11 protein-coding genes are annotated in these 15,044 nt (G+C 46.6%); 5 read left to right on the forward strand and 6 right to left on the reverse strand.

What is annotated here, in order from left to right; all coding sequences use genetic code 11:
- Window positions 1-180 precede the first annotated feature (180 nt).
- A protein-coding gene (locus EL628_RS31050) for an IS5 family transposase (protein ID WP_371859636.1) occupies window positions 181-1,039 on the reverse strand; the annotation gives its coding sequence in 2 pieces (ribosomal slippage) (window positions 181-651 and window positions 653-1,039; 858 coding nt in all).
- A 98-nt stretch (window positions 1,040-1,137) separates the two neighbouring features.
- Between EL628_RS31050 and EL628_RS22290 the strand changes: the two genes are divergently transcribed.
- Both EL628_RS22290 and EL628_RS29935 read left to right on the forward strand, forming a co-directional pair.
- Window positions 1,138-1,800: a hypothetical protein gene (locus EL628_RS22290; RefSeq protein WP_126582219.1), complete on the forward strand. Its 663-nt coding sequence runs from the start codon at window positions 1,138-1,140 to the stop codon at window positions 1,798-1,800.
- 29 nt (window positions 1,801-1,829) lie between these two features.
- Window positions 1,830-1,982, forward strand: a complete 153-nt coding sequence (locus tag EL628_RS29935; protein ID WP_161975677.1) for a hypothetical protein — start codon at window positions 1,830-1,832, stop codon at window positions 1,980-1,982.
- 17 nt (window positions 1,983-1,999) lie between these two features.
- On the opposite strand, the gene EL628_RS22295 is transcribed toward EL628_RS29935, so the two are convergent.
- Entirely contained in the window at window positions 2,000-2,806 is an 807-nt protein-coding gene (locus EL628_RS22295; RefSeq protein WP_126582220.1) for an RIO1 family regulatory kinase/ATPase domain-containing protein, read from the reverse strand.
- A gap of 554 nt (window positions 2,807-3,360) precedes the next feature.
- On the opposite strand from EL628_RS22295, the gene melA reads away from it, so the two are divergent.
- Complete coding sequence (gene melA, locus EL628_RS22300; RefSeq protein ID WP_126582221.1) at window positions 3,361-4,662, forward strand: alpha-galactosidase; 1,302 nt, start codon at window positions 3,361-3,363, stop codon at window positions 4,660-4,662.
- A 381-nt stretch (window positions 4,663-5,043) separates the two neighbouring features.
- A complete protein-coding gene (locus EL628_RS22305) occupies window positions 5,044-5,430 on the forward strand; it encodes a hypothetical protein (protein ID WP_126582222.1) in 387 nt (128 codons plus the stop codon).
- An 89-nt stretch (window positions 5,431-5,519) separates the two neighbouring features.
- Here EL628_RS22305 and pdxR read toward each other — a convergent pair whose 3' ends face one another.
- From pdxR to EL628_RS22325, 4 genes are all read right to left on the reverse strand, one after another.
- Window positions 5,520-7,037 (reverse strand): MocR-like pyridoxine biosynthesis transcription factor PdxR, encoded by a 1,518-nt coding sequence (pdxR, locus tag EL628_RS22310; RefSeq protein ID WP_126582223.1) that lies wholly within the window; start codon window positions 7,035-7,037, stop codon window positions 5,520-5,522.
- A gap of 268 nt (window positions 7,038-7,305) precedes the next feature.
- Window positions 7,306-8,088, reverse strand: coding sequence for an SDR family oxidoreductase (locus tag EL628_RS22315; protein ID WP_126582224.1), 783 nt, complete (start codon window positions 8,086-8,088; stop codon window positions 7,306-7,308).
- A 235-nt stretch (window positions 8,089-8,323) separates the two neighbouring features.
- Entirely contained in the window at window positions 8,324-10,798 is a 2,475-nt protein-coding gene (locus EL628_RS22320) for a glucosidase family protein (protein ID WP_126582225.1), read from the reverse strand.
- A 342-nt stretch (window positions 10,799-11,140) separates the two neighbouring features.
- Window positions 11,141-12,358 (reverse strand): macrolide family glycosyltransferase, encoded by a 1,218-nt coding sequence (locus EL628_RS22325; RefSeq protein WP_126582226.1) that lies wholly within the window; start codon window positions 12,356-12,358, stop codon window positions 11,141-11,143.
- A gap of 549 nt (window positions 12,359-12,907) precedes the next feature.
- Between EL628_RS22325 and EL628_RS22330 the strand changes: the two genes are divergently transcribed.
- Window positions 12,908-13,870, forward strand: coding sequence for an RIO1 family regulatory kinase/ATPase domain-containing protein (locus EL628_RS22330; RefSeq protein WP_126582227.1), 963 nt, complete (start codon window positions 12,908-12,910; stop codon window positions 13,868-13,870).
- Window positions 13,871-15,044 lie beyond the last annotated feature (1,174 nt).

Genomic DNA, 15,044 nt, shown 5'->3' on the forward strand with positions numbered 1-15,044 from the left:
ATGCACTCAGATATTAGCACACCCTAATGAAAAAAACAAGGCTGTAATGATGCTGATAATGACCGATATGGTCAAAGAATAGAAATAATATAAAGAGATGCACTTACATAGTGAAATATTTTATTGTAAAATAAGCTCGTCTTTTTTTATAAGAGTATGTCTTAAGATAAACGCAAAGGCCTAGAAAGGAGCCAAACGCGTCAAAAAGAGACGGATCGCAGCGATCTGGATAAGAGCCTCACTGCTCGAAGGGAGACCCTCATAATCGCGCGCCAAGCGACGAAACCGCGTGAGCCAGGCAAAGGTGCGTTCAACAACCCATCGTTTTCGTTGAACCTGAAAACCGCCTTTTGGTTTGGCAATCTTGACCGGTTCCCCATTGACGAGCACCCAATCGCTCTGGGAGTCGTTGTGTTCATGAGGGACAATCTCCGGTTCCCAGCCAAGGTGCTCTTTGATCCAATCAAGAAGCGGCCCAGTGTATCCCCGATCAGCGAACAGATGCGAAACTCGTGGGAAGTATTCTTTTTGCCCGGCCAACAGCAGAGGAGCGCTCTTGCGGTCGGTCAAGCCCGCGGTATGCACTTTGACCGCCAGAACGAAGCCTTGCGTGTCAACGAGAAGATGTCGTTTACGACCCCAGATTTTTTTTTCCCGCATCGAACCCACGCTCGATGCCTCGGACGGGACTGGTTTTGATCGATTGGCTGTCGATGATGACCGCACTGGGTTCCTCTTCTCGGCCAATGGCCTGACGGGTTTGTTTGCGTAAGCTGGTCATGGCAGTCTCCCAAACCCCGCTGTGTTTCCACTGACGCAAATAATGGTGCAGCGTCTTGCCGTTGGGCAAATCGTGGGGTGTCAGTCTCCACGAACAGCCTGTTCGCAACACGTAGAGGATGCCGTTGACGATCTCGCGCCTGGGAATGGTCTCTTGGGTAGCATTGGGCGAGACATCTGGGATGAAGGGAGCCAGCAACTCCCATTGGGCATCCGTCAGATCGGTGGCGTACGGCTTTCGCGTGATGCTTCTTTCCATTGGCTGTGATCCTTTCTGATCGCTTGTTTGACTCCTTTCTTTTTTCTATCGGCTACTTACTGGTTTTAGGACACACTCTAAGAAAGAGGAGATCTTTTATGGTGCGCCATTTTTTTCACTATCTTTTCTCTCATCGTTGGAGTTTGCTGCTCTGCGGATTGCTGTTGTTGACCCTGGGCCTTTTAATTGGCAGTACGTCGCATCAGATAACCTATCAATCGACTCAGTATGAAGCCATGAAGCATTATTTGCATTCAGATAATAATGCTTACCTGCAATTAGAGGATGATTCACTGTATTTCTTGTATCCGGATGATCTCAATCCCACATTTACGCCTGATGTATTACAGGGCTACTCATTGCTTGTCGTAACGTATGATACTCAGGATATGCTGACCATTGATAAAACGGCATTTAATACTGGAACAAACCTGAATGGAAGCGCCTATCATGTCGTACAGATTGCCGTATACGACGAAAATAAGAAGAACCCTCTGATTTTTACAAGTGATGCATACCAGAAGAACCCTCATGGACCATATAAAAATAACTGGTTTGCAGGTGGTTTTTTTATGTTACTGGGGTTAGCCTTTTTCATTCGCATCTTCTTCTTACCCAGGCCTATCAAGAAAAAGGAGGCCGTAGAGGAGGCTATGGAACAACTGGGAATGTCTTTACCTGTCGCAACCTCTCAGTTCTATCAGAAAGCAATGGTGCAGGAATCCTGGCCCCCTCAAGAGCTGCCATCTACTCATGAGTAGACTTTCATGAAAGGGTTTCACCACCCTGTATGCAACCTTTCTTTTCAGAAGAGAAGACAGAGCAACAACGCCTGATTGACCTGAGCAATCTCATCGATACAATGACGTTTGTGCATGTTCAGCACGATTGGCTATCAATCGACCAGAAAGGAAAGAGAGAACTTCTTCTTTCTTCTGGTTGATTGATAGCCAGGCAGGATTAAAGCTGAGCGTTTTTGAATTGGTACCAGAGCCGTTCTGTAAGCTGTCGTGAGTCTCGTTGAATGCCATAGCGGCCAATGTATTTACAGAGATTGTCGATATCACGCGCTAATAGATTGAATGCATGAGGATTGAAGCGTGGATCGACGGCCTGAGGGAAATCAATAATCGTTGCACGTCCCTGCCAATAGAGAATATTATACGCCGATAAGTCACCATGGATAATATTATGTTTGAGAAAGAGCTGTACATTATCCATCAGGCGAGCAAAGACAGCGTAAGCCTCTTGTGGATCAAGCTCTGTATGATGAAGGGATGGAGCAGGAGCTTCCAGGTTACCAAAGTACTCCATCAGAATCGCATTATCCGTTCGAGAGATTGGCCTGGGAATATCGGCTCCCTGAGCATGCAGCAGCGTCAGCGTCTCGTATTCATAGCCAATCCAGAGGCTAAACTGGACCTCGCGACCGAATGTTGACTTATTTTGAACGGCTCGCCGTATGCGATGTGGACCAATCACGCGACCTTCTTGATAGACAGAATCATTTTTGAAGCCGCGATTATTGCGCGAACGATAGACCTTGGCTGCTAAATAGGGAACATTTTGTGAGGGATGTGCTCGACAGCAATAGACCGTCGCTTCTTTGCCACTTTTTACTTCGTCGAGCACCTCTGTAATCAGACCGCCGGCCAGGAAAGGATCTAAGAGAGCTTGAATCGGATCGCCATGTTGACCAGCTAAAGCTGCCAGCGCTTCTTGTTCTTCGATCTCATCCATTGCGCGGGCCAATTTCCGTTTAGACATGAAAAGCTCCTTGTGGGTAGATAGTCACAAACAACAACATTGAAGGTATTCATCGAGTGTTTCATAGAGCACCTCTCTCTCGTATCCTGTGCAGGACAGAAAAAAGGGCCGCAAGCATTGCGACCCTTTTTTGCGTATAAAAAAAGACCACCTCCATTGAGGTAGCCACAGCTTATTTCATGCTAAAACAGGTGAATCGATCTTAGCAGATAGTGTGGACCGTCTGGAGTCGCAATGCATAGTAAACAGAATGTATACTTTTTGTTTGCATTGGACACCTCTCTCTTTATGGCGCAAGTCTTATGAGCTTGTCACCAGCACACTATTTCTATATCCTACTATACCAGAACCTTGTTCGCTTGTCAATAAATTCTTCTTTTTCTGGTCACCAAAAAATACTTGACAATCACGTGTTTTTCATGTCACTCTATACATAAGTTTATCACCTGCAAAAAACAATAGCCTTGCTCTGTGTTCAATTCAAATTTTCCATAGCTCTTTCAAGTGGTGATAAATCAATACGCACCATCGAAATAAGGAGTTTTCTATCAACGATGACAAAGATAACTTTTCTGGGCGCCGGAAGTGCGGTATTTGCCCGCCAGCTCATCACGGATGTCTTGCATATTGATGGGTTAGAGGAAGGGACATTTGCGCTTGTAGACATTGATGCCCCAAGATTAGAGACTGCTCATCAGATCGCCGAATTATTAGTTCAGCGCAGTGGAAAGAAGTGGCAGGTTCAATCTTCAGTTGAGCGTCGCGATGTTCTGGCTGGAAGTGATTTTCTGGTGAATACCATCGAAGTTGCTGGTATGGCGAATGTTCGTCATGACTATGATATTCCTTTAAAGTATGGGGTCGATCAGTGTATTGGCGATACAATTGGACCGGGCGGTATTTTTAAAGCTCTGCGAACAGGCCCGGCCTGGCTTGATATTTTGCGAGATGCCGAAGAGCTGTGTCCAAATGCCTGGGTACTCAATTATACCAATCCTATGTCCATCCTGACATTGACTGCTCTGACTGCAACAAAGATGCGTACCGTTGGGCTCTGTCATAGTGTCCAGGGCAGTTCAAAGCAGCTCTCTCAATATCTGGATGTGCCTTACGAGGAACTGGAATGGAATTGCGCGGGTATCAATCATAATGCCTGGTTCACCGTTCTCCGCCATAAGGGCGAGGATATGTATCCTCGTCTGCGTGAGCGCATGAAATTGAGCGAGGTGTATGAGAAAGATCCTGTTCGTCTCGAGATGATGCTTTACTTTGGCGCATTTGTCACAGAGAGCAGCGGACATTTCTCTGAGTATGTGCCTTACTTCCGTAAACGTCCAGACCTGATTGAAAAATATTGCCGCAAGGGCTATCTGGGTGAAAGTGGTTTCTATGCCACTACCTGGCCTGAATGGCGTGTGAAGAGCCAGCAGACCATACTTGATATGATTGAAGGTCGAACGGAGATTCCTTTCAGCCGTAGCCACGAATATGGATCAGATATTATTGAAGCAGTGACGCAGCATCGCCCAACCGTTATTTATGGAAATGTGCGCAATACAGGGTTAATCGATAACCTTCCTGATGGATGCGTTGAAGTCGCCTGTCTGGTTGATCGCAATGGCGTGCAGCCCACACACTTTGGCCCATTGCCTGAGCAGCTAGCTGGTCTTAACCGCTCTCACATGACGGTTCATACGCTGATGCGAGATGCCATTGTTAATAAAGATAAAGAAGCGGCTCGCTATGCTCTCATGATGGACCCGCTGACGGCCGCCGTCTGCTCGCCCGCTGAGATTCATGCCCTGTTCGATGAAATGTGGGAGACGGAGCGAGAATATCTTCAGCCCTTTGCGTAAAAACTGTCTGTAACAATTGATTGTATCAGGAGATATAAGCATGTCTTGTATCTCCTGATCTTATATGTAGATATGATTGAGGATACAATCGCGTGCGCCCAGATTTTAGCGCAAATGAAGTTCTAGTTGTACTGTTGTAAAAGTGTGACAATAAGTGGATAGAGTAGAATCTCTTTTTGATCTGTCCATGCAATTTCACGTGCCACGCTCAGCGCCTTTTTCTGCGTGTTTTTTGCTATTGCCCTGGTGAGTATGATAGAGAGTGCGGATGGTACGCTTCATCTGATCCATAATTCAGCATGAAGATAGAATCATTCGCCAAAGCTTGCTAGTTGATGATGCGATGCGTTCAACGAAATCTTCCAGAAGGAGGAACTCTCTATGTCCTATCCAGGGAACGAAGATCAGTGGTCACAGCAAGACGACCTGAATTCCCCAGAGCGATTAACACACTCGAGCAATGAACCCTTACAGCCACCCGTTGATCAATCACAGCAGCCTCAGCAGACTGGTTATGTTGACCAATCGCAGCAGGCGGCTAATCCAAAGGATGAGTCCCATTCGATGGATCAGGTCCGCAGCCAGACTGAGCAGCAGATTGACAATGCTATCGACAATCTGGCAAACAAGATACCCGGTGCTGGAAAGTATGTTCAGCAGGCCAAAGACGCTGCCTCGGGCATTCTGGATTCATTAGAAGCGCAGGCAGAGAAGAGACTGGGTGGTCTGGGTGGAATCTTTGGTGGGAATAAGGAGAAGGATAAATAAGCTCCTTTGTGTAGAAGTAGCGTTTGCCCAATAGAGTCAAGCACGTTCATTGTTCACAAGGACGATGTCTGTGCTTGACTCTGTTGCGATTAGAGAGACTGCATCTGTTTTTTGCTGAGAGCAGACTGAAGTACCTGCGCCATAGACTGTATCGTTGCATGCATCTCCTGTTGATTTACCGAGGGATATCCAAAGAGCAGGCCATTGTAAGCAGGCAGAAGAGTTGTGTATGTTTTCACAGCGGGTGCAATGATATCGTGTTGTGCAAGAAGCTGTGATAGGTGGACAGCATCGAGATCATCATTGAGAAGGCCTACAACATGCATTCCTACCTCAGCTGGTCGGAGCGTAATGAAGCCTCCAAGCTCACGTGCGACCTCTTCTTGGAGGCATTGCAGGCGCTCATGATAGAGGGTGCGCATACGCCTGAGATGGCGTGAGAAATGCCCCTGGACCATAAATTCTGTGAGAACGAGTTGATCAAGAATGGGCGGCTGTCGATCGGCAATGGCACGTGCGGCTGTAAAGGCATCAATGAGATCGGGTGGAACAACGAGGTAACCGAGCCGTAGCCCGGGGAAAAGAACTTTGCTCATGGTCCCGACGTAGATCACCCTGCCATTGCAGTCCAACCCCTGTAATGATGAAAGAGGGCGTCCAGTATAGCGATACTCGCTATCATAATCATCTTCAAGAATCCAGGCACCCGACTGGTTGGCCCACTGGAGCAGGGCCAACCTTCGTGAGAGACTCATAGTGACCCCCAGTGGAAACTGGTGTGAAGGGGTAACACTGACCATTTGCGCGCCTGGTGCCCGTCTGATACCTTCCGTTACCACCAGCCCTTCCTCATCGACAGGAATCGGTACAATCTGTGCTGAAGTTGCCTGTAGGGCTCCTCTCGTCCCGAGATAACAAGGATCTTCAAGCCAGACCTGATCATCTGGATCTAAGAGCAACCGAATGGCAAGATCGATACCTTGTTGGGCACCTGAGACAATAATGACCTGTTCGGCAGCACACCGAACGCCTCGAGCCGCCTGAACATACGCAGCGATCTCTGCTCGCAACCCAGGATAGCCAGCTGGATGAGTATAGTTCAGAAGATGAGCGGACAGATTGCGTCCGCACTGCGCCATCAATCGTGCCCAGATATCAAATGGAAAATGTTCCAGAGCTGGAAGCCCGAGACGGAAGGGCTTACTATATTTGTCATCCCAATAGCGCCTGGGCGAGACTCTTGTTCCTGCAATCACCTGGCCTCGTCTGGAGAGACTACGGTGTGTATCGAAGTCAGGGAGAGCATGCTCAATCTGTGCAGGAAGATGGAGGAGCTCATCAGGAAGATCGGGAGCGACATAGGTTCCGCTCCCAACCTTACCATAGATATAGCCCTCTGCATACAACTGCTCAAACGCGGTGAGAACGGTTAGACGTGAAAGATCCAATTTTTGTGCAAGTAAGCGTGTCGAAGGAAGACGCTGGTTAGCGCTTAATTTTCCAGTGAGGATAGCTTGACGGAGCTCTCTATAAAGTTGTTGATAAAGAGGCATTTTGGCGGACGTATCCAGAGTCAAGAACAGATCGCTTTCCGTATATTTTGTCATATATGCTCAATTCGCTGAATTTTGCTGAGATAAAAAATAGTATGAAGATTGTAACGAAAAATAGTCTTATCCGCAAGTTCAATCTTCAATGAGTAAGATTACAGCCTGTCAGGGCCCCTCGCACAAGAAGAAGAGACATAGAAGGGAACAGAATCCCTTCTATAGAAGATTTTCAGAAGATTTTCGGAAGGTTTTCATCTCTACTGATGGGAAGGAAGAGGAGAACAGATAATGACGGCTCTGTCTCCCCTCCTGTTTGGATGTGGAATCAGCCTTTGACGAGTGACGAGGCACCATCAATATAGATCTCGCTACCAGTAATATGGCGAGCAGAGTCAGACATCAAAAACGCAGCCAATTCTGCCACATCATTCGATTCAGCAGGTTTTCCTTCACCAAATGGAATATTCCCAACGGGATAGTGAACAGGAAACTGAATCTCATGCATATTTTTAAGCTCCGTATTGTGCTGAATCTCCGTTCTGGTCTCGCCAGGACAGATCACATTCACCCGAATATGGTGGCGAGCCAGCTCAACTGCCAGCATCTTAGCCATCGCAACCTGCCCTGCTTTCGTTGTCGAATAAGCCGTAGCGCCAGTATTACTAAAGATGCGTGTTCCATTGATGGATGAATTGATGAGGATATTCCCCCCTTGCTTTTTTAGATGAGGGACTGCATATTTGATTGTCAAAAAGGTTCCAGTGAGATTGATTGTTATCGTACGATTCCAATCGTCCAGGCTTAAATTTTCAATAGAGGTCCAGACGCCATTGATGCCAGCGTTGGCGAACACGATATCGAGCCTGCCCCAGGTATCGATAATAGTCTGCATCGCCTGTATGATCTGCGCTTCATTGGCGACATCGGCCACGAGAGCCATCGCCTCACCCCCCTCGTGTTGGATTTCAGTTGCAGTCTTCTCCACTTCTGTGGCTGTTCGGCTAAGAGCTACTATACGGATGCCTTGTTTTGCCAGAAGATGTGCAGTTGCTTTCCCAATGCCGGAGCCTGCGCCTGTAATAAGTGCAACTTTGCTTGTCGATGTCATGATCATCCCTTCCATGAATGATAAGTTGAGTGGAAACCATTTGTGTGTGCAGATTGACGAGATATCCGTGAGTGCTTCCAAGGTACGGCATTGTATGATGCAATGGACGCGCTTTATTATAACCTTTTTTTGCGAAGATTTGTACAAAATACGAGATCCACATAGCTGCCAGAGAGGACAGCCATGTGGACCCCATGCAATCGCTTTGCGCAAAGATCCTTTTCGGGTCAGCTAATTAGAGCACCTGTGTCAATGGAGCATACGTGATCTGAATCTGCTGAACACCGGTTAAAGGCAGTTGGAAATCTACATAATAGGATTGTTCAACCTGTGTTCGCACAAAATCAACCTCCTGACCATTAACCTTGACAGAAATGGCCTGTCCGGTCTCGGCGGGCAAGAGAATATGAGCGTTGCAGCGTTCTCCGCTCCCGGCCACATCAAACGTGAGCAGTCCTCGTTGTTGATCATGGTGGTATGCATAGGCCAGATAACCACCTGACTCAGGATAAGTAATCGTCGTTGAGACCTGCGTAGTAGTAGTAGCAGTCCACCGTGGAGCTAACGTCACCTGTTGATAGGCCTGAGTCTCATCAACAATCCCGACCAGTCCTTCAACCAATGCATAGACGATAGCCGCAGCCCCCCAGCCGTCTGGAATACCAAACGAGATGGGATTTGTTGGGAAAGAGACTGCCTCAGCCCCCAGCGTAATCCCTAGAATGCCCCAGAAGGCACCGGTTTCAGAAGCTTCGAGAACAAGCTCGGCAATTTCACGTTCGGGATGCGGGTTCGCCAGACCATAAGCCAGCAGGCCAATATTTTTGCAGTAAGCATTCTCGCCCCTCCATGCGACGCGCGTGATAGAGGGATCGGTCTGCTCAGGAAGCCACCAACCTTGAGCATTGTAACCGCGCACAATATATTGAGTGAAGGCGCTCCCATCAGCATACTTTATGATCGCCTTGCCACTCACACCGCCACCAATATTGTGTGCAACCGTATGCAAAAAGTAGATTGAGCGGGCGGTTGAATGGACTGGCAGTGTAACCTTTTGTACATAGCCCTGTCGTTGGCTGAGACCAATCGCAGCCCGGCGGTGATTGGTAGCTGGATCAGGAATCAAGAACGGGATCTCCGCCAATGTCTGCTCGCCTGTTGGAACTGTATGGAAGTCGTTATCTCCTTCGCCGGTCCAGCCAGGAACGCCGTCAGCGCCAGCGCCAGCGACATCGATATTAGCAATTGAAGAGATATCAAGAGGCGTAAATGACCGGACGGGCTGCGCAGGCAAGGAGCCAGTATAGGCATTATGATAGCGGCTGCCATGCTTTTTTCCAAGCGCGTGAATGCGCTGTAAAATGTCAACTGCGTATGCTTCATAACCATGTTGGAAGGCACCATGAGCCAGCTCACCGGCAACAATGGTCACAACGCCACCATTCATATATTGCCAGAGGCCATTATGACCGCCAAACCCCTTTAAGAAAGGCGGATAGATAGTGTACCATTCGCCAGGGGAACCTTCAGGGAGCTGCTCTTTTATACCAAGATATGTCTCAATAATTGCAGTCGCCTGATCATGTTCAATATGTCTATTGATAGAATAGGAGTTAGAGAGTGAGACCTGCGTGCTTTCATCAACGCCCAGATCGCGTTTTCGTTCGGGATGTTCGGGGACATGATGTGTAAAGAAACGACCATTCCAACTAACTTCATTTAAGCGTTGGCGGATCGCATCAGCGCGTTGACGGAACCTCTCGGCTTCCTCTAGACGTCCGATATGGGCCAGCATCTCTGCCAGGTAGTCACAACTGGCGGCATAACCAGTATTATCACCAAACATCACGCCAAAATGAGTTTTCTCCAGATCGATCTGCATCGCATCATGTACAGCTGCACTATCTGCCTCCGTCTGGAAATCCCACGTATCAATAGTATATCCTCGTTTAAGCAATTGATATTTGTCGGACCAGCGATAGGGGCTGTTGATTGTATAGTCAAGAGCCTGGATGGCAGCATCAAGAATAGTGCTCATCCAGCCAGAGTCATTTGTCGCTTTCCATGTATAATACAGACCCTCAACAAAAAGATATTCAACATCATTCTCGACAGGGATACGTTTGAGTTCTGAGTGTCCATCATTGATTTGACGAATAAAATCGCCCTTGGCAAAGCGGGTATCCCAGAAATTGGGTTCTGGACTACGATCATAGATATTATCCCAGATCATTCCATCTTCGCGTTGACTGTCGCGATAGAGTTCAATTGCAGATTTTAACCCATTTGCAAAATACTTTTTCCCTTTAAGTACATGGACATGATCGCGGAGCCAGCAGATAAAAAAATGATAGACCTTCCCATTGTAGCGATTATAATCTAAATGGACCTCTTTAAACATAGTATAGTAGAGCATTTGGAGGAGTTCGGTATAGAAACCATCCTGGTCATGAAGCTCTGTGGTGGCTTGCACCAGAAATGTGATCTTCTCTTGTACCTGAGCCAGAGTATTTTCGAACGTAATACTTTGTATACCACCAGCACCAGCGATGGTAAACTCAAGTGTTGGATGCGCTCCCAGACGAGCGTATTCTCTCCCCAACCCATCCCGTACGACGATACTGCCTTCCTGCTCGGTAGGAATATCAATCAGAGTCACACGTTCCAGGGGTTTTAGTGCTTCACCAGGGTATTTATGTGCTAATTTCATAAAACGGTCAGCTCCTTCTCATCTTTGGTCTAGTAACTGTGCTGTACTAGTCCAAGTATAAGCAGAATAAATGCATGAGTCAAGGTTTTTTGAGGTGAAAATGAAATGGTTATTAGTATTTGGGAAAGAAAAAGAAAGAAAGAGAAGGGAATCGAAAGGTTATAGACAAGTTTTGCCAGGGTAGAGTTCAGTGTTGGAGGTAATCACAGACCTTATGAGATGGTCTCTCCACTGGAATCATTCTTCAACAACCTTTTGAAGAGAATGGTTCCGGCGGATACCCCATCTCATAAACGGGATTTTGTGCGAGGATGTAAGGAATTACCTTGTTGTGATCATGAATCAGGCCTTCTGTAATTCCTTAAGGTGCATAAGAGCATCTACCGCCTTCTGTGCTCCGCCAGCCGTACGGACAGTCTCCTGCATAGCCAGTGTCTGCTGCCGATAGGTAGGATCGGCCAGAATCTTTTCCACGCTTGCCCGAAGAACCTCGGCCGTAACAGACGCTGCATTAAGCGCGATACCAAGACCTAATTCCTGAACGCGTTTTGCATTCATCGCCTGTTCGGGCATCTGTGGAATCCCAATCAGGGGCACGCCATAGTAGAGGCTCTCCATCGTACTGTTCATACCACAATGAGAGATAAACACAGAGCTATGAGCCAGCACATCGAGCTGTGGAATATGAGGGGCGACCAGGAAATTTTCAGGGATTGCATCCAGTTCAGAGGGATCGATATTTTTGCCATACGCCATAACTACTTGATAGGGAGAATCTTTAAAGGCAGCAAAACACTGATTGAAGAATTGTGTCTGACTATTAAAGACAGTCCCAAGGGAGATATAGAGCGTTGTTTTGCCATGTAAACGTTCTAAAGGAAAATTGTTATCATGAAGTCGTGGTTGGAGCGCTGGCCCTACAAACACAAAACGCTCATCGAAGCTCTCTGCAAAGGGCTGAAAACTGCGTGGGATAAAGACGATATTGAGAGGTTCTGGCTGAGCAAACATGTCCATCACATTCAGGGTTGGGATATGGTATGTCTCGCAGATCTGCGCCAGGGTGGCATCAAGTTTTTTGAATATCTCGGGTGGGGGGCCTCCGGCCTGTGATTGTTGACTGCGCATTATACTTACGAGATTAAACTGAGCGTTCATCGCATAGGAGGGCCGTAAGGCAATGGCAGGGACATGTAAGATCTGTGCAAGTAGTTTGCCCCACAAGCACATCATATCATAGAGAATATAGTCTGGCTGTTCAGCGCGAATGCGATCAAGCAATTGCGGAATCATGACTTTACTCTCTTCAATCATGCGCAATGGCATCATATTCTGCATTACAGCGGGATCGTTGAGATTCCAATTGGTTGGTGGGCGCATTGCAGGCATAGAAGAAGTATAGGGTTGGAAGACCGCCCCGGTTGCTTCAATCGGAGCACGAAAGTCTTCAGTTAAGTAATAGCTCACTTCTTGTCCGCGGTTCACTAATTCCTGGGCCACTGCCAGCGTAGGATTCACATGCCCATGGGCAGGTACATTCAAGAAAACATATTTTGGCATCTATTTCCTCATGTAGATCATCACTGATAATAGGTATCTTCGCTGAAAAAAAACTGGAGAAGATGGGAACGTTCAAAAGCCTCTCCATCAGAGTCTATTATAACCAAATAGTTTGATGACGTCAAACTATTTAGCAGCATTAGCAGAAACGAAGGTAAAGGAAGAGTCTTTTTACATGAAGCATTGACTTTTCATTTTTGCATATGGTATTCTCTGTTGAGAAGCGAAAATGATTTGTAATAAACGAAAGGAGGCAGAGAATATGGTCACTGTTAAAACTGGTGTAGTGTTGCACAGGATGATCAAAGATATTCCATTTCTGATCGCGAGGGAACAGACAAAATAAGTACCTGCCTGTACTATAGGCAGCAGGTGTCTTTGAGAAAGACCACTCGATATTTTTGTTCGCCCTCAAGCCTCTTCAATGGATCTTCCTCTGATCTTTCTGTTTTGCTCACCACCTCCCAGTGCCAGAATAATTCCCCGACCGTATCTTTGTGCGCCCAATTTAGTACCAACAACGCACCACACCTCCTAAAAGGATGTTTCATGAGCAAAAAGATCGACATTAGCTTTGAAGACGAAGAATCTCTATCCACCCATTTGAAACGAAGAAAAACACGACCTCAAGTAAAGAAGCCAGTAGTAAAGCAGAGTTATGAAGCCAATGCCGATGTTCAGCGTTGGCTGAATACTCAAACGATTGACCAGAAAGATCTCACCAAGCCTCCATTTGCCCCCACCTTTCTTGCAGGGCAACGAGATGCCTCGTGGATTCTCTCATCGCTGAGCAGTTTTTATGAGCAAGATCTTATTACAGATGTCCTGCACGTTGTGAAAAGTGGGAAGGAGGCGACCGTCTATTGTTGTCTCGCCGATCCCTTAACCGGGCTTGAGTATGCAGCGGCCAAAGTGTATCGGCCAAGAATGTTTCGTAGCTTGCGTAATGATGCCGTCTATCGTCAAGGTCGTACCCAGCGAGATGTCGAGGGGCACGTTGTCCGCAATAGTTCACATCACCAGGCTGCCTTCAAAAGTCAGCGTGGGCGAGCCATGCAGGTCTCATCCTGGATCGAATATGAGTTTCAGACGCAACTGCACCTGTTTGCGGCCGGAGCAAATATCCCCCGACCGTTGGCACAGGTAGGCAACTCTGTCTTGATGGAATACATTGGAACTGTTGGTGAACCTGCCCCTTTGCTCCAGAATGTCATTCTGGATCATGAAGAGGCACCTGCTCTGCTTGCAAGCATCTTGAATGACATGGAGCTGTTTCTTGCGCATAATCGTATTCATGGAGACCTATCGGCCTACAATATTGTCTATTGGGAGGGAGAGGTCAAGATCATTGATTTTGCGCAAGCGGTTGATCCTACACAGAGTGAGGGCACCTTCCCCATTTTCCTACGAGATGTTGAGCGAGTAGCCAGCTACTTTGCGCAATATAATCTTGTTATTGATGCTCTTGCCGTCGCAACAGAGATCTGGACCAGACAGCAAGGGGCCTTCTAATCAGATAGTCCTGTTTACCGACAATTGGAAAAAGCGGCCTCCTGTACACTGAGAAAACTGTGGACAGGGGGCTGCTGAAAAATCTCCCCACCTTTATCTATGCGTATAATATCCTGCTGTACCATCTTCTTAAGTAACAGTTATACCAGCAATCCCTGCCGATTCTCAGAAACATAGCCGCCCCTCTCATACGCATCCATGCCCTCTAGCACCTGCATAGTGTACAGAGCAGGCAGAATTTCTCACCTTTGTTTTTGAAAGCGAATGAAGCCTACAGAAGCCAGGTGAAGAAACGCTACCAGATAGCAGCAGGAGAGAGCAAGGCCTGGACAGATTGAGCAGATAGTCCAGGCAACGAATCTGCCAGGAATGATTATGTATCCAGAGGATTATTCAAGGAGAGTAGAGCATATAACAATTACCTCAAACTGAGTGCTGAATCTAAGAGTGCAATGCTCGACAGAAAAAGGCAATGTAAGAATAGAACAATGTTAATACACTGTATAAACAATGTATGTGAGTATTCTCATTCAAAAATTTAGCAAAGAGGAGGATGAAAATGCTTTTCTCTCGCGCCACCTATTGCGGTTTGCCTGCTTTTATAGTAGAATTAAGCTCCAACAGACGTAAAGTAGAAATATATTCATCCAGGAAGAGTCGTATGAAAAGGACCTGCTTCCCATTTGTTTAGGGATGTAGCCCTTTTTCCGCCTCTATGGTTGATTATATAAGTAAGGGCCTGTGACCAAAATGGGTGCCGGGTAGTGATCACATTTCACTGTATGAGAATGAAGGTTCATCTAGCATTTATTCAGTTAATGTGCTGAGAAGGCTAGATGTGAGAGTGAGAGCTATCCTATTTAATGATTAGTGCTAAAGTATGAGGAAAAATTTTAACAGAACATCATCTTTTTAGAAAAAAAGGTTCGTGGAATGTTAGAATTGTTACTCTCTTTTGCGTTTAAATAAAAGGAGAAGAATTCGTTGATTTAGAAAGCAAGAATATTACTATGTATGATGAATGTATATTTTTGCGAGAAAATATGAACGAATTTGTTACTACTCCTGACCATTTTTCTCATTACGTATCTTTACAAATTGACAACATTGTATTACAATATATTGTGTACTAGAGTTCTTTTATAAGGCTTACGCGCTTTATCACGTCTGTTAA

This window comes from Tengunoibacter tsumagoiensis (genome assembly GCF_003967535.1).
GTDB lineage: Bacteria > Chloroflexota > Ktedonobacteria > Ktedonobacterales > Ktedonobacteraceae > Tengunoibacter > Tengunoibacter tsumagoiensis.

What these genes read in the sequence shown, in the direction of transcription:
- EL628_RS22290 (WP_126582219.1), top strand. Translation starts at nt 1,138, where the DNA reads ATGGTGCGCCATTTTTTTCACTATCTTTTCTCTCATCGTTGGAGTTTG.
- EL628_RS29935 (WP_161975677.1), top strand. Translation starts at nt 1,830, where the DNA reads ATGCAACCTTTCTTTTCAGAAGAGAAGACAGAGCAACAACGCCTGATT.
- EL628_RS22295 (WP_126582220.1), bottom strand. Translation starts at nt 2,806, where the DNA reads ATGTCTAAACGGAAATTGGCCCGCGCAATGGATGAGATCGAAGAACAA.
- melA (WP_126582221.1), top strand. Translation starts at nt 3,361, where the DNA reads ATGACAAAGATAACTTTTCTGGGCGCCGGAAGTGCGGTATTTGCCCGC.
- EL628_RS22305 (WP_126582222.1), top strand. Translation starts at nt 5,044, where the DNA reads ATGTCCTATCCAGGGAACGAAGATCAGTGGTCACAGCAAGACGACCTG.
- pdxR (WP_126582223.1), bottom strand. Translation starts at nt 7,037, where the DNA reads ATGACAAAATATACGGAAAGCGATCTGTTCTTGACTCTGGATACGTCC.
- EL628_RS22315 (WP_126582224.1), bottom strand. Translation starts at nt 8,088, where the DNA reads ATGACATCGACAAGCAAAGTTGCACTTATTACAGGCGCAGGCTCCGGC.
- EL628_RS22320 (WP_126582225.1), bottom strand. Translation starts at nt 10,798, where the DNA reads ATGAAATTAGCACATAAATACCCTGGTGAAGCACTAAAACCCCTGGAA.
- EL628_RS22325 (WP_126582226.1), bottom strand. Translation starts at nt 12,358, where the DNA reads ATGCCAAAATATGTTTTCTTGAATGTACCTGCCCATGGGCATGTGAAT.
- EL628_RS22330 (WP_126582227.1), top strand. Translation starts at nt 12,908, where the DNA reads ATGAGCAAAAAGATCGACATTAGCTTTGAAGACGAAGAATCTCTATCC.